Genomic DNA, 25,427 nt, shown 5'->3' on the forward strand with positions numbered 1-25,427 from the left:
TCGATAAACGAATTTCTGTAAATCTATAGTGTAATTTTTAATCATAGATTACAATTAGTAATCTAAATTATAAAAAAGTTCCAAGAAGATACCGGATCTTCTTGGAGCTTGTGATGTATTACGTTAAATCAAACTTTTAACTTTTCCCCAACTAATTGAATATTGTGGAATTTTCGCATCAAGGTTGTAAATATCCGGCAAAGTTTGTACTTTTCCACCTTCAACCCAAGCAGTTACATAATATAAATAAACCGGGTTATCCGAGCGAATTTGTGCAGAAGTGGTTTTTTTACTACCTAACACTTGGTTCTTTTTATCCACGCTCCAACCTGATTCTTTAAGAAGGATTGTCGCTAAATCATCTGCTTTTTCTACACGCACGCAACCTGAACTTAACGCTCTGTCTGTCTTACCAAATAGTCCTCTGTTTGGCGTATCGTGTAAATAAATTGCATCTGAACTTGGCATATTAAATTTATAGCGACCTAATGCACTATCATCACCTGCTTGCTGGCGAATACGGTATGGTGTACTTTTTGCATTTAAATACTGCGACCAATTCACGCTACGCGGATTAATTTTATTACCGCTGCCATCTAAAATTTCAAAACTAGCACGATCTGCATAGCCTGGATCACGGGCAAGTTTTGGCACAATATCTTTTGTCATAATACTCGTTGGAACATTCCAAGGCGGATTTACTACAACATTACTTAATTTGCTGTACATTACAGGCGTTTTACGATCAGCTCGTCCAACAATCACTTTAGACTGCAAAGCCAATGCCCCATCACGGAAGTAATATAATTGATAACTTGGAATATTCACAAAAATACCGTTATTGAAACTTGGAATAATACGCAAGCGTTGAGCATTTAGTGCTAATTTATAGAAAGAACCGCCATTATTTGCTACTTCTCCCCCCGCTACTTTACCTTTTTTAGATTTTGCTGAAGATGAACCACCTGCCATTGCTAATACTCTTTCCACAGTATCACGATATAAATGATTTCTTGGCACAAGATTAGTTACAAACTGACCTGATGAACCATCTTTTACCGCACTCGTCCATTTAGTAATTTGTTCCAGAGAAGGGGCTTTAGGTGAGTAGCTTCCTAAGTTATATAACCAGTTATTGGCATTTTTAAACACATTTTTGTTGTAATACAAATAATCTAAAAAGCCATCTGTTAATAAAATATCTCTACCCAAACCTTCCGGCTGATTTAAGATTTGTTGTAATGCTTTAGCAGATTTAGACGATACACCACTTGCAGCAAATAAAGCATATTCTTTTAAAAAAGCTTTTTCTGCAGCTTTGTCATTCCACATTGTGGCAAATTCATTGTCTAAATAAACTTTTGTTGTCGCTTGGTTTAGTAATAGGGCATTATTACCAATTTCTTGATTCACTCTCGCTTCTGCCTCTGCAAATTTTCTTGCTTGCTCTTGGCGAATTTGTTCTTGAGCTAACGCATAATCTGCCTGTTTTACCAATTCTGCGGCACGAGCTTGTTGGGCTGCAAAACTTAACTGCGGTAAAATTGTATCTTGCACAACAGGTGTAGCTGTAGCCTGAGTAACTGTTGCCGTTTCAGCTAAAGCTAAACCTGAAAAAGCCATCATAATAGGTAATAATTTAAAGGTTTTCACCCACTCTTCCTCTTAATATCATTTGCAAATTTTTTCAAAAAATAGACCGCTTAGTAATCTAAGCGGCAATATTTGTGTATATTATAAACACATTTATGGTTTTTTACCAATATTCGACCAATCTACTACCATTTGTACAGTTTCTTTTAAGAAAAAGTCAGGTGCTTCATAATCTTTTGGTAAATCATCAATGCTTTTCAATGCTTTTTTGCCTTCTCTTGCGAAACGGGCATTAATATCTTTCAAGCGTTTTACATCATCGGTTTTCTCTTCTTTCAAACGCTCTTCTAAATTTAACGATAAGAATTTACGCTCATCACGCTCTTTACGAATAGCGATATTTTCATTTAATACGATGAACTCCGGATGTTTCGCAATACGCTCTTCGTGTTTCGTTTTTAACTCTGAAACTGCATTGCGTGCATTACCCGCTTCTTGATATGTCGCTGCAGGCACTTTATCCCAAGGCAGAGCGTTGTCTTCAAAACTTTCGCCAGTTTTTTCCGCATTAATGATTTCAGGGAATTTAATATCCGCATCAACTCCTTTCAGCTGAGTACTACCACCATTAATACGATAGAATTTTTGAATTGTATATTGAATAAAACCTAATGGCTCTTTATCTAAATCATACACAAAATTCAACGAACGGCTTTGCTGCACTGTACCTTTACCAAAGGTTTGCTGACCAACAATAATCGCACGGTTATAGTCCTGCATTGCAGCTGCAAAAATCTCGGAAGCCGATGCACTATGGCGATTAATCATTACCATAATTTTACCGTCATAAACGATTTTTGATTCAGGATCTTCGTGTACTTTGATACGGTTAAAGGCATCTTGCACTTGAACTACCGGTCCACCTTTAATAAATAAACCCGTTAATTCAATCACTTCCGTTAATGAACCACCACCGTTCTCACGCAGATCGATGATTAAACCTTCCACATTTTGCTTACTCATATCCGCTAATAATTTACGCACATCTTCAGTTAAGCCAATATAGAAGGTTGGAATTTTAATTACCCCAACACTTTTTCCATCTACTTTCTCAAGAGTTAATTTAGCTGCACTATCTTCAATACGCACTTTATCACGCACAAGTGTGATGATCTTCGTTTTCCCGCCTTTTTCCGGCTCAATCTCTAGGCGAACTTTTGTGCCTTTTTTACCTTTAATCTTATCGACTACATCATCTAAACGCCAACCGATAACATCTTCAATTTCGCCTTTCTCACCTTGACCAACGCCGATAATTTTATCGCCAACCACAAGTTTCTTACTTTTCGCGGCTGGAGCACCCGGCACTAAAGACTTAATACTGGTTACATCATCTTCTTGAGTAAGTGTTGCCCCAATCCCTTCTAATGAAAGATTCATACTTTCTTGGAAGGCTTTTGCCGCACGAGGCGATAAATAACTGGTATGAGGGTCAATCTCACGAGAAAATGAATTCAAGTAAGTTTGTAAAATATCATCTGCTTTCACTTGAGTTAAACGTTTAATTGCAAAATTATAACGTTTGACTAAAGTTTTCTTAATATCAGTCCATTTTTTATCTTTCAAATATAAATTGATAATATCGTTTTTGACACGCTGTTCCCAAAGTGTATTCGCTTCTTCCACACTTGTTGGGAATGCCGCTTTTTCACGGTCTATCTCAATTTTATCGCTACCTTTTAAATCCGGCTCTTTATCCAATAAAGACAATGCGTAGCTATAACGTTCATAACGGCGTTTAGACATCAGCTCATACATTGCAAATGCTGCATCTAATTTACCGGCGTATAGATCATCATCTAATAACATAGCATATTTGCTATGCATTTCATCAATATCCGATTGCAAGAAAGTATTATGCGATGGATCAAGCCAATCAACATAACGGTTAAAAATTTTCAATGCAAACTCATCATTTAGTTGGAATTTATGATAATGAGATTGAGTGAGACGAGCTGTAACACGTTTGGTTGATAAGCTGTGCTGTTCACTTGGTTTTGGAATAACAATGTTATTCTCTTTAATATCAGGTTGAACCGCAAAGACATTGCTAACCAATAAACCTAAAGTTAGTGCAACTATTTTGTTTAATTTTGTTAATTTCATTTTCTTTTCCAATCTACAAGCGGTCATAAAACGATAAAAATTTGCAAAGGGCGTTTATACGCCCACTATACATATTATTTACGACCAAATTTACTTGCTAAAGCTGCTAATTTTTCCTCTGATGCTTTAGGTAAATTATCTGCTACTTTTTTTGCTTTAGAAGCCACACGTTTTTTAGCATTTTCTTCACGTGCTTTTTGCTTAAAGAATTCTTTACGTTGCTCTTTACGTTCTTGTGCTTTACGCTCTGCAACAACTGCTTTAGCTGCTGCTAAGGTTTCTGCTGCGTGAGTTGCTTCTTCTTCTGTTACAAAGCCAACTTCTTCGCCTTGTAAACCGACACGAGCTGCATTCGGTTGGCTTGCAGCTAAATAACGCCAAGAATTTGTATAGTTACGCAACACTTGACGTAATAAGGTTTTACTTACTTTTTCATCATCTTTTAACGCTTCTGCTAATTCTTGGAAAAGCCCCACTTTTAGCGGTTTAACTTCCCCTTCAACAGTGAAACAAAGCGGGAATTTTTCCGCTAAATACCCAATCACTTCCTTTGTGCTTGGGTTCGTTTTATTGTTAGTCTGTTCTGTTGTTTGCTCTACTTGTTGTTCCGACATAATAAGTTCCGTTAATAAAAAATTCGAGAATTTGCTAAGTTAAAATCTAACTTAATACTATATTTGATTTATAAAGCTTCGTCCATATAAATCGCATATTCGTTTTACAAAAAACAGACTATTTTTTTAGATAAATGTTCACAAAAGCGTAAAAATCATTTGCTTAAAAAATGAATAAATGCTCTAATGGTAAAAGCTTTTCGTGTGTTAATTAGTAGTTGAATCTTTTTAGTTATTTTCCTAAAAGGTAAGTGATTGATAGATGCGTCTGTAATATCCCGTCTAGCTATCTTTTATCACTTTTTATATTTATAAGGAAAATCCTATGTCAGCAGTTACTGGTACAGTAAAATGGTTCAATTCAACTAAAGGTTTTGGTTTCATCACTCCAGACCAAGGCGGAAAAGATGTATTCGTTCACTTCTCTGCAATCGAAGCAAACGGTGGCTACCGTACTTTAGAAGATGGTGCAAAAGTACAATTTGAGATCCAAGATTCAGATCGTGGTGCATCAGCAGTAAACGTGAAAAAAATCTAATTTTTAACGATTTTTAAAAATAAATGCCGACATAATGTCGGCATTTTTTATGCTTATTTCAAAATCTGTACCTCAAATTTTTTCGGTACAATAAACATCACCGGTACAACAAAAGCCGCCATTAACCAGAAGGTTAAACTTGGCGAATATTGATAGATCATTCCCGCTACAAAGGTAAATATCGCCATAAACGCACAGCTTGCCAAACCGAAATATAAGCCTTGCAACTTCGTAATATTTTCTGCCGATTGCATTGAAATATAACGAATCATTGCAATATGAGAAGCCCCAAAGGTAACTGAGTGTAACATTTGTGCAAAAATCATTAATACAATATCTGTTGTACTCCCCATAATCCCCCAGCGGATAAAAGCAAATACCGCAGATAAAATCATCAAATGACTAATTTTCCACGACTTAAACAACTGTTTAGAGACTAAAAAGAACAAAATCTCCGATACCACCGCTAATCCCCAAAATAAACTGGTGATTTCCGTTGAAATGCCTGCATTTGACCAATGAATGGTGCTATAGGTGTAATAAGTCGCGTGGGAAGCTGAAATTAACGATACCGCAATTAACATTCGTAAGGTGGTAGGTTCTTTTAATAAGGCTAAGTAAGTTACATTAGAGCCATTAGTTACCACATTCTTATCTTCAAAACCAACTGTTGGTCTAGCGAATTGCCCAATGCCAAACAAGACTAGAAAGCCAATAATAACCCAAACTACAATATCTTCGCCTAGCTGCCCGATAAAATAGCCACCGCAAAGCGAACCAACCACAAATGCGATTGAGCCAAAAAGTCTGGCTTTACCATAATCCAAACCGACTTGTCGTTGCCAAATGGAAGCTATACTATCTGCAATCGGCATCGCCCCTGAATTAAACATTTGAAACAGCATTAAGACAGGAAAGACCAACCAAATAGAATCGCCAGAAAATGCCAGCACAACGGCAACTGCAATATTTAGCCACGTTAAGGTTCTTGCGGTTGGAATAAGCTGGTTTACCGCTTTTACTCGCTGCGAAGCCAGCATACTGCCGCCAAAGCGAAACAGGTAGCCTACAGCAGCCAGTAAGCCGATAATTTCAGTGGAATAGCCGTGATGCTTTAGCCAAACAGGTAAAAATGGCAGTATTACGCCGTAGGCACAAAAGAAACCGAAATAGTTAAATGCCGCCCATTTAAACGGTGAAACCGCTATCATAATGACTTCTCCATTTCCTCAGCACGGTAAATTGCCGCCCACATTGCTTTATCTACCGTATCGGCAAGATTGGCTTGCTCAAATACCTCAAGGGCTTTAGCCGTTGTGCCACCTTTGGACGTTACATTTTCTCGTAAGGTTGAAAGGGGAACTGTTGGATTTGCCTCTACTAATTTTGCCGCTCCAAGTGCGGCAGATTGCACAAGCAATCTTGCATCTTGCTCGCTAAAACCCATTTGCATTGCACTTTGTTGCATTACTTCCATAAAACGGAAAAAATAAGCAGGACTTGAGCCGGTAATGGCAATAATGTGGTTGATTTTGTCCTCAGTTTCCACCCAATAACATTTCCCTACCGCACTCATTAAGTTCTCAGAAAATTCACAAGCGGTCGAATTTACCGATTTTTTTGCAAATAGCCCCGTCATTCCTTCACCAATCAATGAAGGCGTATTCGGCATTGTGCGGATAATATTTTTCGCTGTTGGAAGCAACTCTTCCAAGCGTTTTACCGAAATTCCTGCGGCAACAGAAATGACCCATTTATTTGAAAAATCGATGTCCGCAAATTCTGCACAAACCTCTGCCATCACCTGAGGTTTAACCGCTAACACCACCACTTCCGCTTGTTCTACCGCTTCACGATTTGCAAAATGTGTGGAAATTCCGACCGCTTGTAATGCCTCTCTCCGAGCAATATTGCTTTTATTACACGCAATGATTTGAGAAGCGTGATAACCGCTTCTCAATAAACCTTGAATAATGGCGAATGCCATATTGCCCGTGCCGATAAAGGCAAGTTTTTTACTGTTCATTTGCAAATTCTCTACTGTGTTGGGGTTGGCTCTGTTAAAATACCTTATTCTACACCTTAAAAGATTTCTCTAAAAGGACAGGCAAAAATGGTTTTCTTCAAAAATGTGATGATTTATAAATTAACCGGCGAGCTTTCGCTTGATAGCAAAAGCCTAGAAGATTTATTACAAGAAACAAAATTCACGCCTTGTACTCAATTTGATATGAGTAAATTCGGCTGGTCTAGTCCACTAAAAGGGTCTGATTTACTTCATTTTTCACAAGGTAATCAATTTTTGCTGGTTTCACACAAAGAGGATAAATTACTGCCTGCCAATGTAGTCAAAGCAGAAACCGAGCAACGCATTGCAGAATTGGAAGAAAAAGAGGCTCGTAAACTCAAAAAAACCGAAAAGCAGGCAGTGAAAGATCAGGTGGTGTCTAATCTTTTACCTCGAGCCTTTAGCAAGCATCAATTTACCGCTCTTTGGTTAGATTTAGATAATCAATTGGTTTATGTTGATGCTGCTTCAAGTAAGAGAGCAGAAGATACCCTTGCATTACTGCGTAAAACGCTTGGCTCATTACCTGTTGTGCCAATTTCGTTTACGCTTTCGCCATCAGAAGTGATGACAAACTGGATTGCAAAAGGGCATACACCAAGTTGGCTAACTTTATTAGAAGAAGCCGAGCTGAAATCCTTTGATACCGACAGCGTTATCCGCTGCAAACGCCAAGATTTGGAAACAGAAGAAATCGCCCAGCACTTACAAGCGGGTAAATTTATCACAAAACTTGCAATTGAGTGGGAAGCCCATTTCTCTTGTGTTCTCAATGAAGATGCCACGCTTTCTCGCCTTAAATTTGCTGATGAAGTGCGTGAGAAAAACGATGATATTCTAAAAGAAGATATCGCCCAACGTTTTGATGCCGATTTCTTGCTGATGACGGAAGAATTAAAAACCTTTACCGCTAAAATAATTGAAGAATTTGGTGGGCTTAAAGCCAGAATTTAGGACCAAAATTTAGGAAAAGCAATGTTAGATCAAACTATTATTGACCAATACGATGCCCTTATTTTTGATATGGACGGCACATTAATTGACACTATGCCAAGCCACGCCAAAGCGTGGGAAAAAGTAGGCGAGCTGTTGGGCTATCCTTTAACTTCAGAGGCAATGTTTGAACTCAGCGGCTCAACTACCTTTGTGATTGCCCGTGAAACAATGAAGCGAGCTAATATGCCGGAGCATTATTTTGATGAAGTGGTTAAATTAAAACGCCAATTTGGTATGGAATTAATTCCTGAAAATGCAACATTACTGCCCGCTTTCGAGATAGTGAAAGCCAATCTCGGTAAAAAACCAATGGCAATCGGTACAGGTTCGCACCGTGCAATGGTGGAATTATTAGACGAAAAATTTAACCTACGTCAATATGTTTCGGTTATTGTAGATTCTGATGATGTAAGCAACCATAAGCCAGATCCTGAAACATTTTTAAAATGTGCTGAAAAACTGGGTGTGCCTGCTCATCGTTGTTTGATATTTGAAGATGCCGATTTAGGCGTGCAAGCCGCTCTTAGCGGTGGAATGGACGTGTTCGATGTGCGAACCCATACATTAACCCACGCAACTCGTTAATAAAGGTCGTTATGAAAACAGAGTGGATTAAAAATCTCGTACAAAAATTAATCGCAATTTCAAAAGCGGTGGAAAACTATTTTACAAGCGGTTCATTTGGGGTGAAATTTTACCCTTTTCTGATGCATCCTTGCTTTCGCAAAAGCTGTGCATTTCTAGTATCTATCATTGCGATTGTTTCTAGTTTCAGTGGTGTTTTTTACCTACTGGCAGAACATTTCACAATTTTATTCAGTGAAAGATCGCTTACTACCTATTTCCACCACAGCACCTTAGAATTGCTTGTGCCTGTTGGCACAATGCTTGATGGAAAAATCACCGAACTCTCTCCCCTCTCCATCGTAATGCGTACGATGTTTGTGATACAAGCGATCGTTTTTTTCTTTATTTATGCAATCGGCATTACCCACATTACCCACAATAAACTGCGTGTTATCGGCTTAGTTTTAGCACTCGGTTTTGCAATTGGTTGCTCGTTAATTTCGGGTATTCAACCGACAAGCCAGGGGGAATTTGGTATTTACAATCTAGGGGCAAGCATCACTTTTTTAATTGGTAACTTAACTTTGATTATCGCAGGGCTAGATATTTACCACCCAACAATGCGTTTTTTCAAACGTTTTAGCATTACGGCAGGCATTATCGGGGCAGTTTGTATTTTAATTACAATGTTCTTACCGACGATTTTCAGTCCATTAATTGAGCGAGCAGGCATTTACACTATTATGATGTGGGAAATTTTAGCCGGTTTTGCCATTATTAAACGGTTAAGAAAAATTCCGTCATTAACTCGCCCTATAGAAACATAAAATAAGATACAACAGGATAAACTATGAAACACAACATTCCGTTTATTAACCGCTATGCACAACTTATTGAGCTACCCACGATTTCAAGCCTAGTGGCAGAAAATGATTTATCAAACCGTGCATTGATTGAATTACTCGCCACTTGGCTTGCCGATTTTGGCTTTAAAACCGACATTTTAGCGGTTGAAGGCAGCCGTAATAAATACAACTTACTTGCAACCTATGGCGAGGGCGAAGGTGGATTATTACTGGCAGGACATACCGACACCGTGCCGTTTGATGATGGCAAATGGACATTTAACCCCTTCAAACTAACCGAAAAAGAGGGGAAATTATACGGCTTAGGCACAGCGGATATGAAAGGCTTTTTTGCTTTTGTAGTGGAGGTAGTCAGCCAAATTGACTTATCGCAAATCAAAAAGCCGATCCGCATTTTAGCCACTGCGGATGAAGAAACCACGATGCTTGGGGCAAAAACCTTCGCACAGCACACCCACATTCGCCCAGATTGTGCCATTATCGGCGAGCCGACCTCACTTAAGCCAATTCGAGCCCATAAAGGACATATGGGGGAATCAGTCAGAATCACAGGTAAAAGCGGGCACTCAAGCGACCCAAGTAAAGGGATTAATGCAATTGAATTGATGCACGAATCTATCGGCTACTTAATGAAAATGCGTGATGACCTGAAAGAGAAATATCATAATCCGCTTTTCCAAGTTACTCACCCGACAATGAACTTCGGTAACATTCGTGGTGGCGATGCGATTAACCGCATTTGTGCTTGCTGTGAATTACAGTTTGATATGCGACCATTGCCAAATATGCCGTTAGCCGATTTATACGCAATGGTTGATGAATACTTAAAACCTATGCTTGAACAATATGGCGATTTAATTGACATCCGCCCGATACACGACGGCATTCCGGGCTATGAATGCGAACACTCCGCCCAAATCGTACAAGTGGTTGAAAAATTATTAGGTGAAAAATGTGATGCAGTAAACTACTGCACCGAAGCCCCATTTATTCAGCAACTCTGCCCTACACTCGTGCTAGGACCTGGCTCAATTGAGCAAGCTCACCAGCCTAATGAATTTTTAGAAATGAAATATATTGAGCCGACGAAAGAACTATTAACCAAGTTGATTTATCATTTCTGTCGATAGAATTAGAAACATTAATGATGTAGATACTGCCTCCCAACCTCAAAGTCAAATTGTTTTTGCATTACGCTAAAACTATCCGTGATTGGTAAACAGACTGGTTCTTTAATACCTCAAAGCAGATATGTACTAAGCATCTCATTGCCGTACCGACCGCTTGCATTTTGGTTTTACCTTTGGCAAGTAATCGGTCGTAATGGGCTTCAATATCAGGGTTACAGCATTTGGCAACAACGGCAGGTAAAAAGAGCAATGCTCTTAGCCGTGTGGTGAGCCCCTCTTACTCAACGTGGTTTTGCCTTGCATAAGCCATGATTTTATCTCTTTGGGAATTAATCCTAAAAAGGCAGCCATATGATCTGCCCCCCAAAAGTTGGACTAAATAACCAACTGATAAGGTGCAGATTTTTTTATGACTAAATACAACCAATCTTTCAAACAACAAGTGATCGAATTTTATCTTCAAAACGGGAAAAATCGATCACTCACTCGTCAGCATTTTCAGCTTGCCAAAACAACATTAGAGCGTTGGATTAACCAATATAATCATAATGGAAACAATGGGTTAGCTGTTTTAGGTAAAAAGCGGATTTACTCACCCGAATTTAAATTATCCGTTGTACAAGCGGTCAAAAACGGACAATTTTCTGCAAGAAACGCTTGTTTTCATTTTGGGATTGCCAATTCAGGTATCATCAGTCAATGGTTGCAAGCCTTGATAAACAGGGTATAAACGGCTTATTACCCAAACCCAAAGGTCGTCCGACAATGAAACCGAAATACCCGAAAATGCCACCGCCACCCCAAACCGAAGAAGAACGCTTGCGTTATCGCATTTTAGAATTGGAAGCGGAGGTAGCTTTACTAAAAAAGTTGCAGGAGTACAACCAACAAAAAATGCGGAAAAGGCAAATCTCGTAAAGGCATTACAATACCGCTCGTATCAATGGTAAGTGGGTAAGATTGCGGATAATCTGTTGGGACGAAATTTCCAAACCACCAAGCCCAATGAGAAATGGGTTACTGATATCACGGAATTTAAATGTGCAGAAGGCAAGCTCTATTTATCGCCAATCAAGGATTTGTTCAATGGTGAAATTATCGCCTATGATTTAGCAGAAAGCCCTCATTTTGAGCAGATTAGCCGAATGATGACGCAGGCGATAGCAAAGCTTAACGGTGCAAAACCGATACTGCATTCTGACCAAGGTCGGCAATATCAGATGGCAAGTTTTAGGGAAATTTGTCGAAAAAACGGCATTAGGCAAAGTATGTCAAGAAAAGGAAACTGCTTGGATAATGGGGCAATGGAAAGTTTTTTTGGACGTTTGAAAACAGAATGCTATTTTGGCAAGCGATTTGAAACCTTTGCCGAACTGAAGAAAGCTATTCACGATTACATTCATTACTACAACAATGAGCATATTCAAGTGAAACTAAAAGGACTCAGCCCTGTGGAATACAGAACTCAGTCCTTGAATTAAATGAGTCTAACTTTTTGGGGACAGATCACATATCGGCGGCTTTTTGGAAACGTTTGCTGTAGTAAACCACAAGCACTTGATTGGCAATCACTTCGCCAACACCGGATATGCTTTTAAGTAATGTCTTGCCATTTTTGAGGTCCGGATTACCATCAATACTCTGTGATAAAGCTTGAATAGCCGATTGCAACGCCGTGCGAATGGCATAAATAGATTGCAATACCTCACATTACCCGATAACACCTGTTCCAAGCGGTTATTTTCTCGTAATAAATCGCCTTTTGAAGCTTCAAGCCAAGCGAGCTTCGCTTTGAGTTGATGAATTGTCAAGGGTTCAGGCTGTCAACTGTTTAAGGGAAGTTTCTGCCCCGAACAAGGCTAATGATTTACTGTCGCCCTGGTCGTTTTTATGCATGAAGCCTTTATATTCAGCAAATTTAGGAAAACAGGCAGGGTTGATTAAATTGACGATGAACTTATTTGTCGTGTAAAAAGTAAACCAATGCTTCGTAGTACACGCCGGTCGGTTCAAGCGTAATATAGTCATCGCTAATATTTTTCTTTATCCAATCAAGGAGTTGGGAAAAGCCTTTCGGGTTATTTTCCAACACTTTTATTTTTACTGTTTGACGGGCTTTATCTTTGAGATAAGCGACGTCAAATTTATGTTTAGCAATATCAATACTGATAAAATGGTGTGCATTCATTGTATTTGTCCTTGTCGATGCAGTGTCTCATCTGAGCTGACGGCACTATGTAAGATTGTCGAATGAAACTCAGGATAAGTTAATCTATAGCACAGTGTCTAGCACTTTGGAGCAAATCTATCTCTTACCATGAGACTTATATTTTACTTGGTATTGGGAGATACAAGGGGCTAGTTGAAATTTAGCCCCTACATTTTGCTATTAATGACACGCCTCTTCATCAAAATCATCATCTTCATCGAAGAACTCGCCATCATCGCCGTACTCATCGTCATCGGCATTTGGGTCTTCAAAATACGTTCCCCAGCCTTCATATTCAGCACCCGCTTTTTCAATTAAAGGCAGTAATTCTTTCTGTTGTGCCGTAATGAGTTCCGCGTTTAAGTTAATTTCACTCACAATATCACACACAAAAATGACTTTTCCATTTTCTTCTTCTACTTCCTCCGCTTCGGAAATTTCATAGCCAAGTTTATAAGCATCAACCACTAGTTTCTCTAATTTATCAAAATCACGGTGTGCGACGTGATGCTCAATAATGTAAAGTGCATCAGGATCTGAACCGTCTTTTAATAAATTCTCAATAATTTCATCGGTTTCAGAACGTAATTCTTCTAAGTTGTACATATTCAATTCCTCATTTATTCTTCAGTTAATATGGGAGCAAACCAGCTATCTAATTTAGCTGAGAGCTTATCCACGCCAATTTTATTTAATGCCGAGTAAGCCTCAACTTGGATATCGCCTTGAAAAGGCAAAATTGCCTCTCGCACCATTTTCACTTGTTTAGAGCGAGCGGATTGACTTAATTTATCCGCTTTGGTCAATAGTAATAAAACGGGTAAATCTGCTGAAACTGCCCATTCGATCATCTGTTGGTCAAGATCTTTTAATGGGTGGCGAATATCCATTAAAATTACTACACCACCTAAGCATTCTCGTTTTTGTAAGTATTCACCCAATGCCTTTTGCCATTGAATTTTCATTTGTTCTGGAACAGCTGCATAACCGTAGCCCGGTAAATCCACCAATTTGCAGTTTGGCTCAACTTCAAATAAGTTAATCAACTGAGTTCGACCAGGTGTTTTAGAAGTTCTCGCTAAACTTTTTTGATTTGTTAGAGCATTTAATGCCGTCGATTTACCGGCATTTGATCGCCCTGCAAAGGCAATTTCCACGCCAATGTCTTCAGGTAAATGGCGAATATCCGGTGCAGAAGTTAAAAAATGGGTTTTGTGATAATTTAATTTCATTTTATTCTCTTAATTTAAACGATAAGCCTCGCTCACCGTATTGGTTTGGATTTGAGTTTCCTTTAAAAATACCCCATTCTAAGAAGAGGATCATTGCAATAAATGCAGGCATCACATTGCCAAGTAATACTTTCATTATGCCTTGAGTATAGGCTGATGCTAGGTAGCAAATAATCGGCACTAATACCATTAAAAGGGCTTTACCTGAGCGGTCTCTATCGTGCAAACGTTTCACAATAATCGAAGATAGGCTAAATACTGAAATCCATAGAGGTAAAAAACTTAAAAAAGTTAAATTAGTTAAATCTGTCATAAAAACAGCAACTATCAACAAGAAAATGAAGTTAATCAAAAAACCTATCCAAAATCCTTGCCTGTTTAATCTACCTTTAAAGCCAAAAAGTGCATTATACCAAATCATATCTTACCCTAAAGCAACATCTAATATCATCATTACCACGAATCCTAGCATTAAACTTAAAGTTGCAATATCTGTATGCCCATTACTTTGTGATTCAGGAATTAATTCTTCTACTACAACGAAAATCATCGCTCCAGCAGCAAAAGCAAGAGCATAAGGAAGAATTGCCGTCATCGAAAGCACAAAAATCGCGCCAATAACCGCTGCAATAGGTTCAACTGCCGCAGACATTGCACCATACCAAAAAGCTTTTTTTCTACTATGTCCCTCAGCTCTAATTGGAAGAGCAAGAGAAGAACCTTCAGGAATATTTTGCAAACCAATACCTATTGCTAAGCCAATCGCCCCCATAATAGAAGCATCTACACTCGCCATTTGGCTTGCTAAAGCTCCAAAAGTTACACCAATAGCCAACCCTTCCGGAATATTATGGATCGTAATGGCTAAAAACAATAAAGTGGTTTTTGACAATCCTTTTGTAAGCTGTTTATTTCCTTCTGCCTGCTCAATAGGCTTACTGAGGTGTAAATGTGGAACAATATAGTCAATTAGTCTGATGAAAGCACCACCGGCAAGAAATCCAATCGCTGCCGGCAACCAAGCAAGCTCACCATAATCAGCTTCGGCATAGTCTAAAGAAGGTGAAAGCAAAGACCAAAATGAAGCTGCAATCATCACACCGGCAGCAAAGCCCATCATACTGTCCAATAATTTTCGATTTACCGATCTAAAAAAATAGACAAATGATGAGCCTAAAATTGTACATCCCCAAGTAAATAACCCGGCTAAAAATGCCTGCCATACAGGAGAAAGCGAAAGGAAATATTCAAACAAAGCAAATTAGCCATAAAAAATCAATATGGATTTATTCTATCAAATATTCAAATCTATTAATATAGCGTAAATATAGCTATGATGATGATTCTATTTGTAAAATTTAATAAAAAACCCCACGGATTCTTTACCTTGGGGCTTGGAGTTCGTTCTTAATTTTTTTGCTTCTTTAAGAAGCTCACTAAGTCGAATTTGAGATAGGTTACTTAAACATTTTCAAGAGGCTGGCTAAACCACCTAATCTAGATAAAGAAAATATTTTCTGGACTGTTATAAATCTATTGATAGATTTTAATAAATACGCTTCTGTCATTCCTGATTCTAAACTCATTTTTAAACATACCTTTCCATCATCGTTTTTATAAACGGTAACAAATCGCTTTTCACAATTCCACTCATTCATTTCTTTAAATGATATATCGATATCACTAAATGCCATAAATATTTCTATGGAACCATCATCATATCCATTACTTATAAGATAATTCATACCATCACGAGTAAATGCAATAAGACCTCGTTTAACAATTCTCACATTTTCATAATCTGCTTCTTCTAAAATAGACACTAATTGTCTATCTGTGAATTCATCAAAAACTTCTTCATAAGAACTACTCATAGATACCTCCACCGTTTTTATCTCTAGTCAGATTTAGCGATAATTGATCTCTCATTTGAGCATCTACATCTATTTTATAACTAAGTTGGTCACTTGGATCGGTTAAATCATATTGGTATTTATTTCCTATATTATCGGTATAAAACCGTTTACCATTTTCAAATTTCATTATCAGCATTATTGGGTTCCTATATAAAAACCATATTAACTAAACAAAATATCTCATTATTTTGTCAGTACTTTATTTGTTCTACTTGCTATGCAAGTAGAACAATGGGATTATCCCATTGGCTGTCTAATTTTTATCCCATATTCATTTTGCAAATTTTATTTATAAAAAAGCCGCTTGCAACCTCATTTCAGGTAACAATCGGTCATTTTTATACCTTATTTTGCAAAATAACCTTCTATGCTATGGTTATGGTTATGGTTATGGTTATGGTTATGGTTATGGTTATGGTTATGCTAAGATAAAAAACAAAAACCCCTAAGTATCTCTACTTAGGGGCTCTTTATGCCTTGTTTATTTATGTTTATATCTTCGTTCTTTTCTTCTGTCTCTTCCGCTTTCGCTTCAAATTAATAACCCGACGATGCTCTACTCTCACATGGCGAATCACCACACTACCATCGACGTTACTGTGTTTTACTTCTGAGTTCGGAATGGAATCAGGTAGAACCACAGCACTATTGTCGTCGGGAAAATCCGTTAAAATCTAAAAACAAGCTGTTACTTTGAGTATGCTTTCTCTGTTCGTCTTTTCTTTGTTTGTCTTCTGTTTAGTCTTTACTCTACTTCGCTTCTCGTCTTTCTCGCTTTCGCTTCCAAAAACACTTGAGCGTTGTATAGTTAAGCCTCTCGGGCAATTAGTACGTGTTAGCTCAACGTATCACTACGCTTACACACCACGCCTATCTACGTCGTAGTCTCCAACAACCCTTACAGACTTATAGTCTGGGAGAACTCATCTCTTGGCAAGTTTCGTGCTTAGATGCTTTCAGCACTTATCTCTTCCGCACATAGCTACTCGGCAATGCGTCTGGCGACACAACCGAAACACCAGCGGTGCGTCCACTCCGGTCCTCTCGTACTAGGAGCAGCCCCAACCAATTCTCCAACGCCCACGGCAGATAGGGACCGAACTGTCTCACGACGTTCTAAACCCAGCTCGCGTACCACTTTAAATGGCGAACAGCCATACCCTTGGGACCTACTTCAGCCCCAGGATGTGATGAGCCGACATCGAGGTGCCAAACACCGCCGTCGATATGAACTCTTGGGCGGTATCAGCCTGTTATCCCCGGAGTACCTTTTATCCGTTGAGCGATGGCCCTTCCATTCAGAACCACCGGATCACTATGACCTGCTTTCGCACCTGCTCGACTTGTCTGTCTCGCAGTTAAGCTTGCTTATACCATTGCACTAACCTCACGATGTCCGACCGTGATTAGCAAACCTTCGTGCTCCTCCGTTACTCTTTGGGAGGAGACCGCCCCAGTCAAACTACCCACCAGACACTGTCCGAGTACTCGTTCCGAGCACTTCGTTAGAACATCAAACGTTAAAGGGTGGTATTTCAAGGACGCCTCCAACAACACTGGCGTGTCATCTTCAAAGGCTCCCACCTATCCTACACATCAAAATTCAATGTTCAGTGTCAAGCTATAGTAAAGGTTCACGGGGTCTTTCCGTCTAGCCGCGGGTACACCGCATCTTCACGGCGATTTCAATTTCACTGAGTCTCGGGTGGAGACAGCCTGGCCATCATTATGCCATTCGTGCAGGTCGGAACTTACCCGACAAGGAATTTCGCTACCTTAGGACCGTTATAGTTACGGCCGCCGTTTACTGGGGCTTCGATCAGGAGCTTCTCTTTCGATAACACCATCAATTAACCTTCCAGCACCGGGCAGGCATCACACCCTATACGTCCACTTTCGTGTTTGCAGAGTGCTGTGTTTTTAATAAACAGTTGCAGCCAGCTGGTATCTTCGACCGGTTCAACCTTCACCCGCGAGGGGCTACAATCTACGCCGGCGCACCTTCTCCCGAAGTTACGGTGCTATTTTGCCTAGTTCCTTCACCCGAGTTCTCTCAAGCGCCTGAGTATTCTCTACCTGACCACCTGTGTCGGTTTATAGTACGGTTCAGTGTAATCTGACGCTTAGTGGCTTTTCCTGGAAGCGTGGTATCGGTTACTTCAGCACCGTAGTGCCTCGTCATCATCTCTCAGTGTTAATGGAAGACCGGATTTGCCTAATCTTCCCACCTACCAACTTAAACAGGGATATCCAACACCCTGATAACCTAACCTTCTCCGTCCCCACATCGCAATTACACCAAGTACGGGAATATTAACCCGTTTCCCATCGACTACGCTTTTCAGCCTCGCCTTAGGGGCCGACTCACCCTGCCCCGATTAACGTTGGACAGGAACCCTTGGTCTTCCGGCGAACGAGTTTTTCACTCGTTTTGTCGTTACTTATGTCAGCATTCGCACTTCTGATACGTCCACCAAACTTCTCAATTCAGCTTCTTCCGCTTACAGAACGCTCCCCTACCCAACAATGTATCCATTGATGCCGCAGCTTCGGTGACTAGTTTTAGCCCCGTTACATCTTCCGCGCAGGCCGACTCGACTAGTGAGCTATTACGCTTTCTTTAAATGATGGCTGCTTCTAAGCCAACATCCTAGCTGTCTAAGCCTTCCCACTTCGTTTCCCACTTAACTAGTACTTTGGGACCTTAGCTGGCGGTCTGGGTTGTTTCCCTCTCCACGATGGACGTTAGCACCCACCGTGTGTCTCCTATGCATTACTCTTCGGTATTCGCAGTTTGCATCGGGTTGGTAATCCGGGATGGACCCCTAGCCGAAACAGTGCTCTACCCCCGAAGGTATTCACATAAGGCTCTACCTAAATAGATTTCGGGGAGAACCAGCTATCTCCCGGTTTGATTGGCCTTTCACCCCCAGCCACAAGTCATCCGCTAATTTTTCAACATTAGTCGGTTCGGTCCTCCAATTAGTGTTACCCAATCTTCAACCTGCCCATGGCTAGATCACCGGGTTTCGGGTCTATACCTTGCAACTACACGCCCAGTTAAGACTCGGTTTCCCTTCGGCTCCCTTATTCAGTTAACCTTGCTACAAAATATAAGTCGCTGACCCATTATACAAAAGGTACGCAGTCACAGAATAAATCTGCTCCCACTGCTTGTACGCACAAGGTTTCAGGTTCTATTTCACTCCCCTCGCCGGGGTTCTTTTCGCCTTTCCTTCACAGTACTGGTTCACTATCGGTCAATCAGGAGTATTTAGCCTTGGAGGATGGTCCCCCCATCTTCAAACAGGATATCACGTGTCCCGCCCTACTTGTTGTTAGCCTAGTACCACAAGAATGTTTTCGGATACGGGATTATCACCTTCTACGATTGAGCTTCCCAGCTCATTCTCCTAACAAACTTGCTATCACTAACTGGCTCTTTCGCGTTCGCTCGCCGCTACTAACGAAATCTCGGTTGATTTCTTTTCCTCGGGGTACTTAGATGTTTCAGTTCTCCCGGTTTGCCTCATTATCCTATGTATTCAGATAATGATAGTAGATTCTTCATCTACTGGGTTTCCCCATTCGGATATCTTGGATTAAACGCCTCTTATCGACTCATCCAAGCTTTTCGCAGATTAGCACGTCCTTCTTCGCCTCTGATTGCCAAGGCATCCACCTTGTGCGCTTAGTCACTTAACTATACAACCTCAAATGTTTTCATTTAAATTTTCATTTAAATCAATCAAACGATTTTATTTGAAGCGATATTATTCAACTAAACACTTGAGTGCTTTTGTTCACTCAAGATTTTTTATACTCAGACTTTCAATTTATTCACTATTGCTTTTTGCTTTTTGCTTTTTGCTTTTTGCTTTTTGCTTTTTGCTTTTTGCTTTTTGCTTTAGTGAACTTGAAAAATCTCTCAGTTTTTCAGCTTGTTTCTAAATTTTTAAAGAACATTAAGACAATAAAAATCATCTTTAAATGGCGTCCCCACGGGGATTCGAACCCCGGTTACCGCCGTGAAAGGGCGATGTCCTAGGCCTCTAGACGATGGGGACATCATTTAAAGATGCTTTCCGCTTTGCCAGTTTAGGTCAAGTATTCTAGCAATTTTTGCAAAATTTTTCAAGATTCTAACCGCTTGAATGCCTAAATCTCATTCATCTTTTGTCCTACTGCTTTATCAAACAATCTGTGTGAACACTTGCTGTCGTTCTGGCTTTACGCCATCAAGCTCTCGCTTCTTGATTCTTGGTAAGGAGGTGATCCAACCGCAGGTTCCCCTACGGTTACCTTGTTACGACTTCACCCCAGTCATGAATCATACCGTGGTAAACGCCCCCCTTGCGGTTAAGCTATCTACTTCTGGTACAACCCACTCCCATGGTGTGACGGGCGGTGTGTACAAGGCCCGGGAACGTATTCACCGCAACATTCTGATTTGCGATTACTAGCGATTCCGACTTCATGGAGTCGAGTTGCAGACTCCAATCCGGACTTAGACGTACTTTGTGAGATTCGCTCCCCATCGCTGGCTCGCTGCCCTCTGTATACGCCATTGTAGCACGTGTGTAGCCCTACTCGTAAGGGCCATGATGACTTGACGTCATCCCCACCTTCCTCCGGTTTATCACCGGCAGTCTCCTTTGAGTTCCCGACCGAATCGCTGGCAACAAAGGATAAGGGTTGCGCTCGTTGCGGGACTTAACCCAACATTTCACAACACGAGCTGACGACAGCCATGCAGCACCTGTCTCAGAGCTCCCGAAGGCACACTCGTATCTCTACAAGCTTCTCTGGATGTCAAGAGTAGGTAAGGTTCTTCGCGTTGCATCGAATTAAACCACATGCTCCACCGCTTGTGCGGGCCCCCGTCAATTCATTTGAGTTTTAACCTTGCGGCCGTACTCCCCAGGCGGTCGATTTATCACGTTAGCTACGGGCACCAGACTCAAAGTCCAATCCCCAAATCGACAGCGTTTACGGCGTGGACTACCAGGGTATCTAATCCTGTTTGCTCCCCACGCTTTCGCACATGAGCGTCAGTACATTCCCAAGGGGCTGCCTTCGCCTTCGGTATTCCTCCACATCTCTACGCATTTCACCGCTACACGTGGAATTCTACCCCTCCCTAAAGTACTCTAGACTCCCAGTCTGAAATGCAATTCCCAGGTTAAGCCCGGGGCTTTCACATCCCACTTAAAAGTCCGCCTGCGTGCCCTTTACGCCCAGTTATTCCGATTAACGCTCGCACCCCCCGTATTACCGCGGCTGCTGGCACGGAGTTAGCCGGTGCTTCTTCTGTAGTTAACGTCAATTGATTGCTCTATTAAAACAATCACCTTCCTCGCTACCGAAAGAACTTTACAACCCGAAGGCCTTCTTCATTCACGCGGCATGGCTGCATCAGGGTTCCCCCCATTGTGCAATATTCCCCACTGCTGCCTCCCGTAGGAGTCTGGACCGTGTCTCAGTTCCAGTGTGGCTGGTCATCCTCTCAGACCAGCTAGAGATCGACGGCTTGGTGAGCCATTACCTCACCAACTACCTAATCTCACTTGGGCTCATCTTATGGCAGGTGGCCCGAAAGTCCCACCCTTTAGTCCTAAGACATTACGCGGTATTAGCTACCGTTTCCAGTAGTTATCCCCCTCCATAAGCCAGATTCCCAAGCATTACTCACCCGTCCGCCACTCGTCAGCAAAGAAGCAAGCTTCTCCCTGTTACCGTTCGACTTGCATGTGTTAAGCCTGCCGCCAGCGTTCAATCTGAGCCATGATCAAACTCTTCAATTAAAAGTTCAATCGCTCAATACTGCTGACATAAAATAATCACACTAATTTAAGTAAACTTAAAAAAGTTAAAATGAATTTCTAGTTAGCACCTATTAAGACTTCAAAATTAAAAAATATTTTCAAAATCAAGTCAATCAACAAGTGCCCACACAGATTGTCTGATAAATTGTTAAAGAACAAAATAAAACGACGCACCGGAATCAAACTTAATCTCTTCACAACAGTGCGTCGTTGTGTGGGGTGCATTATAGAGAAATCTAAAATGAACGCAAGTGTTTTTTGCAAAAAATTTTAAAAATTTTACCGTTTGTTGAATTTGCAACCATATTGAAAATAATTTCATCAAATACTGATTTCTATTGCATCAATAACAATGATGCCCCTTAATACCAAAGTATCAAGGGGCAGAGCATTACGGTAATTCTTTCGAATTCCTTATTGTAGCAACGTTTCTCATTTCGCAGTACTACACGGCATATTTTAACTGTTGTATAATTTTTGTCAAATCTATTTGATAGGAGAAATGTAAATGAAACTGCTTCGCTATATTCTTGGTTTAGACTTAGGTATTGCTTCCGTTGGTTGGGCAATAGTAGAAATTGATGAGAATGATTTTCCGATTCGGTTAATTGATATCGGCGTACGAACCTTTGATAAAGCAGAAGTCTCCAAAACAGGTGAATCGCTTGCCCTCGCCCGCCGTCTTGCCCGTTCCACCCGCCGCTTAATCCGCCGCCGCGCATTTCGCCTATTAAAAGGAAAACGTCTCTTAAAACAACATAATGTAATCAATAAAGAAGCACTGACTACCCTGCCTACCGATTGCTGGGCATTACGGGTAAAAGGTTTAGACGAACGCCTCTCGCCAACAGAGTGGTCGGCGGTATTGCTTCATTTATTGAAACATCGTGGCTATCTTTCTCAACGTAAAAATGAAGCGAAAAGTGCAGATAAAGAAATGGGGGCATTGCTTTCCGGTGTGGCAAGCAACCACCAATTATTAGTCGAAAACCAATTCCGTACACCGGCAGAGATTGCAGTGAAAAAATTTGCTCTCGAAGAGGGACATATCCGCAATCAGCTAGGGGCTTACACGCACACCTTTAATCGCCTCGATTTACTCGCCGAAATGAAATTACTGTTTCAAACTCAGCGAGAACTCGGCAACCCACATACAAGCGGTCAATTAGAGCAGGAATTTTGCGAATTGCTGATGTGGCAGAAACCGGCGTTATCGGGCGATGCGATTTTGAAAATGCTCGGTAAATGCACCTTTGAAACCAACGAATATAAAGCCGCCAAACACAGCTACACGGCGGAACGTTTTGTTTGGCTGACGAAACTGAATAATTTACGGATTTTAGAACACGGCTCAGAGCGTGTTTTAAATACCGATGAACGGAGCTTATTGCTCAATCAGCCTTATGAAAAAGCCAAACTAACCTACACCCAAGTGCGTAAATTATTGGGTTTATCGGAAGAGGCTCGTTTCAATGGTGTACGTTACGGCAAAGAGAAAGCCGAAGATGCCACACTGATCGAGCTGAAAGCCTACCACGCTATTCGTAAAGCGGTGGAAAAGGCGGATAAATCAGCGTGGGAAACCTTGAAAAATCAGACCGCACTTTTAGACGAAATCGGCACGACATTCTCGATTTATAAAACCGATGACGACATCACTGAACAACTCAACGGCAAGCTGAGTGATACGGTACTGAACGCCCTGCTGGAAAACCTCAACTTCGATAAATTCATTCAACTTTCCTTAAAAAGCCTCTACAACATTGTGCCACTAATGGAGCAAGGATTGCGTTATGACGAGGCGTGCCAACAGATTTACGGCGACCATTTTGGTAAAAAATCGGGTGAAATCAACCGCTTGTTACCCCCAATCCCTGCCGATGAAATTCGTAATCCGGTAGTATTGCGTTCGCTTACCCAAGCCAGAAAAGTGATCAATGCTGTGATCCGCCTCTACGGCTCGCCAGCTCGGATTCATATTGAAACCGCCCGAGAATTGGGTAAATCCTACAAAGATCGCAAAGAGATTGAAAAACGCCAAGAGCAAAATCGTGCCGAGCGGGAAAAAGCAACGGCACAATTCAAAACGCTTTTCCCTACCTTTATTGGCGAGCCGAAAGGCAAAGATATTTTGATGATGCGGCTGTATGAACAGCAAAACGGGCAGTGCCTATATAGCGGAAAACCGCTCAATTTAAACCGCTTGTTGGAAAAAGGCTATGTGGAAATCGACCACTCCCTACCGTTTTCCCGCACGTGGGACGACAGTCAAAATAACAAAGTTCTGGTGCTTGCCGGCGAAAATCAGAATAAAGGCAATCAAACGCCGTTTGAGTGGCTCGGCAAAGACGAACATCAATGGGCGTTATTTGTCGCTCGGGTGAATGGCTGTCGCTTTCCGTATGCGAAAAAGCAACGGATTTTGACCCAAAAACTCGATGAACAGGGCTTTATTGAACGTAACCTAAACGACACCCGCTATATCGCCCGTTTCTTGGTGAATTTTGTGCGTGAGAATTTACATTTAACCGGCAAAGGCAAAAATCGGGTGTTTGCCTCAAACGGTCAAATCACCGCTTTCTTGCGTGGGCGTTGGGGATTAAGCAAGGTGCGTGAAGAGAGCGACCGCCACCACGCCCTAGATGCGGTGGTTGTTGCCTGTTCAACGGTAGCGATGCAGCAAAAAATCACCCGCTTTGTGAAATATCAAGAAGGGAATTTACAGACGGCAGAACGCATTGACCGAGAAACCGGCGAGATCATTCCGCTGCATTTCCCTGATCCGTGGCACTTCTTCCGCCAAGAGGTTATGATCCGCATTTTCAGTGAAAATCCACAGGAAGATCTGATTATCCAACTGCCGGATCGCCCTGAGGCAAACCACGAATTTGTGCAACCGCTGTTTGTTTCTCGTATGCCAACGAGAAAAATGAGCGGACAGGGGCATATGGAGACGATTAAATCCGCCAAACGGTTAGACGAGGGCATTAGCGTTTCCAAAGTGCCACTCACCCAGCTCAAATTGAAAGATCTGGACAATATGGTCAATCGTGAGCGGGAAAAAGCCCTTTATGAAGCATTAAAAGCACGTTTAAATGCGTTTAATGACGACCCAACCAAAGCCTTTGCCGAACCATTCTATAAAAAAGGCGGGCAACAAGTGAAAGCCGTGCGGGTTGAGCAGGTGCAAAAATCGGGCGTGGTGGTACGTAACGGCAACGGCGTTGCCGACAACGCCTCAATGGTACGGGTTGATGTGTTTATCAAAGGCGGAAAATACTTCCTTGTGCCGATTTACACTTGGCAAGTGGCGAAAGGAATTTTGCCGGATAGGGCGGTTGTTGCTGCAAAAGACGAATCTGAATGGGAATTGATGGATAAAACCGCTCAATTTTTATTCTCGATGTTCCCAAATGATTTAATCCAAGTCAAAACGAAGAAAGAAACATTCTTTGGTTATTACAATGGATTAGATCGTGCAACAGGTGCAATTAACCTCAAAGAACCCGATAGTAATATCAACAAAGGTAAGTCGGGCTTACATCGTAGTATTGGCGTAAAAACCGCCCTTTCCGTTGAAAAATACCAAGTCGATGAACTCGGTAAAAATATCCGCCCTTGTCGCCCAAGCAAACGACAAGCCGTTCGCTAACCCAATCCCTGTACCGCTCTGCGGTGCAGGGATTTTTTTATAGGAGATAGAAACA

The 25,427-nt window shown here is 41.1% G+C and carries 21 protein-coding genes, 1 tRNA gene, 3 rRNA genes and 1 pseudogene; 7 read left to right on the plus strand and 19 right to left on the minus strand.

Features of this window, described 5'->3' with window-relative positions:
* Positions 1-123 precede the first annotated feature (123 nt).
* The 3 genes from X781_RS09200 to proQ all read right to left on the minus strand — a co-directional run bounded on the left by X781_RS09200 (position 124) and on the right by proQ (position 4,373).
* Positions 124-1,626, minus strand: a complete 1,503-nt coding sequence (locus X781_RS09200; protein ID WP_051411646.1) for a L,D-transpeptidase family protein — start codon at positions 1,624-1,626, stop codon at positions 124-126.
* Positions 1,627-1,746: 120 nt separating this feature from the next.
* Positions 1,747-3,759: a carboxy terminal-processing peptidase gene (gene prc, locus X781_RS09205; RefSeq protein WP_025236591.1), complete on the minus strand. Its 2,013-nt coding sequence runs from the start codon at positions 3,757-3,759 to the stop codon at positions 1,747-1,749.
* Positions 3,760-3,833: 74 nt separating this feature from the next.
* Complete coding sequence (gene proQ, locus X781_RS09210; protein WP_025236592.1) at positions 3,834-4,373, minus strand: RNA chaperone ProQ; 540 nt, start codon at positions 4,371-4,373, stop codon at positions 3,834-3,836.
* A gap of 325 nt (positions 4,374-4,698) precedes the next feature.
* On the opposite strand from proQ, the gene X781_RS09215 reads away from it, so the two are divergent.
* A complete protein-coding gene (locus X781_RS09215; RefSeq protein WP_025236593.1) occupies positions 4,699-4,911 on the plus strand; it encodes a cold-shock protein in 213 nt (70 codons plus the stop codon).
* 53 nt (positions 4,912-4,964) lie between these two features.
* On the opposite strand, the gene X781_RS09220 is transcribed toward X781_RS09215, so the two are convergent.
* Both X781_RS09220 and proC read right to left on the minus strand, forming a co-directional pair.
* Entirely contained in the window at positions 4,965-6,122 is a 1,158-nt protein-coding gene (locus X781_RS09220; RefSeq protein WP_025236594.1) for a 3-phenylpropionate MFS transporter, read from the minus strand.
* On the minus strand, positions 6,119-6,937 hold the full coding sequence (gene proC, locus X781_RS09225; RefSeq protein ID WP_025236595.1) for a pyrroline-5-carboxylate reductase: 819 nt from the start codon (positions 6,935-6,937) through the stop codon (positions 6,119-6,121). The genes X781_RS09220 and proC overlap by 4 nt, the downstream gene beginning before the upstream one ends.
* 87 nt (positions 6,938-7,024) lie before the next feature.
* Here proC and rdgC point away from each other — a divergent pair, with 87 nt between their 5' ends.
* The 4 genes from rdgC to argE are packed head-to-tail and all read left to right on the plus strand — an operon-like array spanning position 7,025 to position 10,538.
* Entirely contained in the window at positions 7,025-7,933 is a 909-nt protein-coding gene (gene rdgC / locus X781_RS09230) for a recombination-associated protein RdgC (protein ID WP_025236596.1), read from the plus strand.
* Positions 7,934-7,954: 21 nt separating this feature from the next.
* On the plus strand, positions 7,955-8,560 hold the full coding sequence (locus X781_RS09235) for a beta-phosphoglucomutase family hydrolase (protein WP_025236597.1): 606 nt from the start codon (positions 7,955-7,957) through the stop codon (positions 8,558-8,560).
* A gap of 11 nt (positions 8,561-8,571) precedes the next feature.
* Positions 8,572-9,369 carry a DUF998 domain-containing protein gene (locus X781_RS09240; protein ID WP_025236598.1) on the plus strand — a complete coding sequence of 266 codons (798 nt, stop codon included), beginning with the start codon at positions 8,572-8,574 and terminating at the stop codon, positions 9,367-9,369.
* A 23-nt stretch (positions 9,370-9,392) separates the two neighbouring features.
* Positions 9,393-10,538, plus strand: a complete 1,146-nt coding sequence (gene argE / locus X781_RS09245) for an acetylornithine deacetylase (protein ID WP_025236599.1) — start codon at positions 9,393-9,395, stop codon at positions 10,536-10,538.
* 61 nt (positions 10,539-10,599) lie between these two features.
* Here argE and X781_RS12225 read toward each other — a convergent pair whose 3' ends face one another.
* Both X781_RS12225 and X781_RS12685 read right to left on the minus strand, forming a co-directional pair.
* On the minus strand, positions 10,600-10,788 hold the full coding sequence (locus X781_RS12225) for a hypothetical protein (protein WP_235068743.1): 189 nt from the start codon (positions 10,786-10,788) through the stop codon (positions 10,600-10,602).
* Positions 10,789-10,793: 5 nt separating this feature from the next.
* Positions 10,794-10,889, minus strand: a complete 96-nt coding sequence (locus X781_RS12685; protein WP_442914781.1) for a hypothetical protein — start codon at positions 10,887-10,889, stop codon at positions 10,794-10,796.
* A 58-nt stretch (positions 10,890-10,947) separates the two neighbouring features.
* On the opposite strand from X781_RS12685, the pseudogene X781_RS12075 reads away from it, so the two are divergent.
* Positions 10,948-12,019 (plus strand): annotated as a pseudogene (locus X781_RS12075) (IS3 family transposase).
* A gap of 25 nt (positions 12,020-12,044) precedes the next feature.
* Here X781_RS12075 and X781_RS12535 read toward each other — a convergent pair.
* From X781_RS12535 to X781_RS09320, 12 genes are all read right to left on the minus strand, one after another.
* Positions 12,045-12,239 carry a hypothetical protein gene (locus tag X781_RS12535; protein ID WP_025236600.1) on the minus strand — a complete coding sequence of 65 codons (195 nt, stop codon included), beginning with the start codon at positions 12,237-12,239 and terminating at the stop codon, positions 12,045-12,047.
* Positions 12,240-12,495: 256 nt separating this feature from the next.
* Positions 12,496-12,726 (minus strand): IS110 family transposase, encoded by a 231-nt coding sequence (locus tag X781_RS12540; RefSeq protein WP_025236601.1) that lies wholly within the window; start codon positions 12,724-12,726, stop codon positions 12,496-12,498.
* A gap of 201 nt (positions 12,727-12,927) precedes the next feature.
* A complete protein-coding gene (gene rraB / locus X781_RS09270) occupies positions 12,928-13,353 on the minus strand; it encodes a ribonuclease E inhibitor RraB (RefSeq protein WP_025236602.1) in 426 nt (141 codons plus the stop codon).
* A gap of 14 nt (positions 13,354-13,367) precedes the next feature.
* Positions 13,368-13,979, minus strand: coding sequence for a ribosome biogenesis GTP-binding protein YihA/YsxC (gene yihA, locus X781_RS09275; protein WP_025236603.1), 612 nt, complete (start codon positions 13,977-13,979; stop codon positions 13,368-13,370).
* A gap of 1 nt (position 13,980) precedes the next feature.
* The gene (locus X781_RS09280) at positions 13,981-14,400 is read right to left on the minus strand and encodes a DUF805 domain-containing protein (protein ID WP_025236604.1); all 420 of its coding nucleotides are present in this window, start codon (positions 14,398-14,400) and stop codon (positions 13,981-13,983) included.
* Between the two features lie 3 nt (positions 14,401-14,403).
* The gene (locus X781_RS09285) at positions 14,404-15,234 is read right to left on the minus strand and encodes a ZIP family metal transporter (RefSeq protein ID WP_025236605.1); all 831 of its coding nucleotides are present in this window, start codon (positions 15,232-15,234) and stop codon (positions 14,404-14,406) included.
* 202 nt (positions 15,235-15,436) lie between these two features.
* Complete coding sequence (locus X781_RS09290) at positions 15,437-15,853, minus strand: hypothetical protein (protein ID WP_025236606.1); 417 nt, start codon at positions 15,851-15,853, stop codon at positions 15,437-15,439.
* Positions 15,846-16,022, minus strand: a complete 177-nt coding sequence (locus X781_RS09295; RefSeq protein ID WP_235068744.1) for a hypothetical protein — start codon at positions 16,020-16,022, stop codon at positions 15,846-15,848. The genes X781_RS09290 and X781_RS09295 overlap by 8 nt, the downstream gene beginning before the upstream one ends.
* Before the next feature lie 416 nt (positions 16,023-16,438).
* Positions 16,439-16,554 (minus strand): 5S ribosomal RNA (gene rrf / locus X781_RS09305).
* A 145-nt stretch (positions 16,555-16,699) separates the two neighbouring features.
* Positions 16,700-19,600: ribosomal RNA gene (locus X781_RS09310) — 23S ribosomal RNA — on the minus strand.
* A gap of 286 nt (positions 19,601-19,886) precedes the next feature.
* Positions 19,887-19,962 (minus strand) — tRNA-Glu (locus tag X781_RS09315).
* A 197-nt stretch (positions 19,963-20,159) separates the two neighbouring features.
* Positions 20,160-21,699, minus strand: a 16S ribosomal RNA gene (locus X781_RS09320).
* The 16S, 23S and 5S rRNA genes sit together here with 1 tRNA gene alongside, the layout of an rRNA operon.
* A 529-nt stretch (positions 21,700-22,228) precedes the next feature.
* On the opposite strand from X781_RS09320, the gene cas9 reads away from it, so the two are divergent.
* Entirely contained in the window at positions 22,229-25,372 is a 3,144-nt protein-coding gene (cas9, locus tag X781_RS09325; protein WP_025236609.1) for a type II CRISPR RNA-guided endonuclease Cas9, read from the plus strand.
* Positions 25,373-25,427 lie beyond the last annotated feature (55 nt).

Source organism: Mannheimia sp. USDA-ARS-USMARC-1261 (assembly GCF_000521605.1).
GTDB classification, from domain to species: Bacteria; Pseudomonadota; Gammaproteobacteria; order Enterobacterales; family Pasteurellaceae; genus Mannheimia; species Mannheimia indoligenes.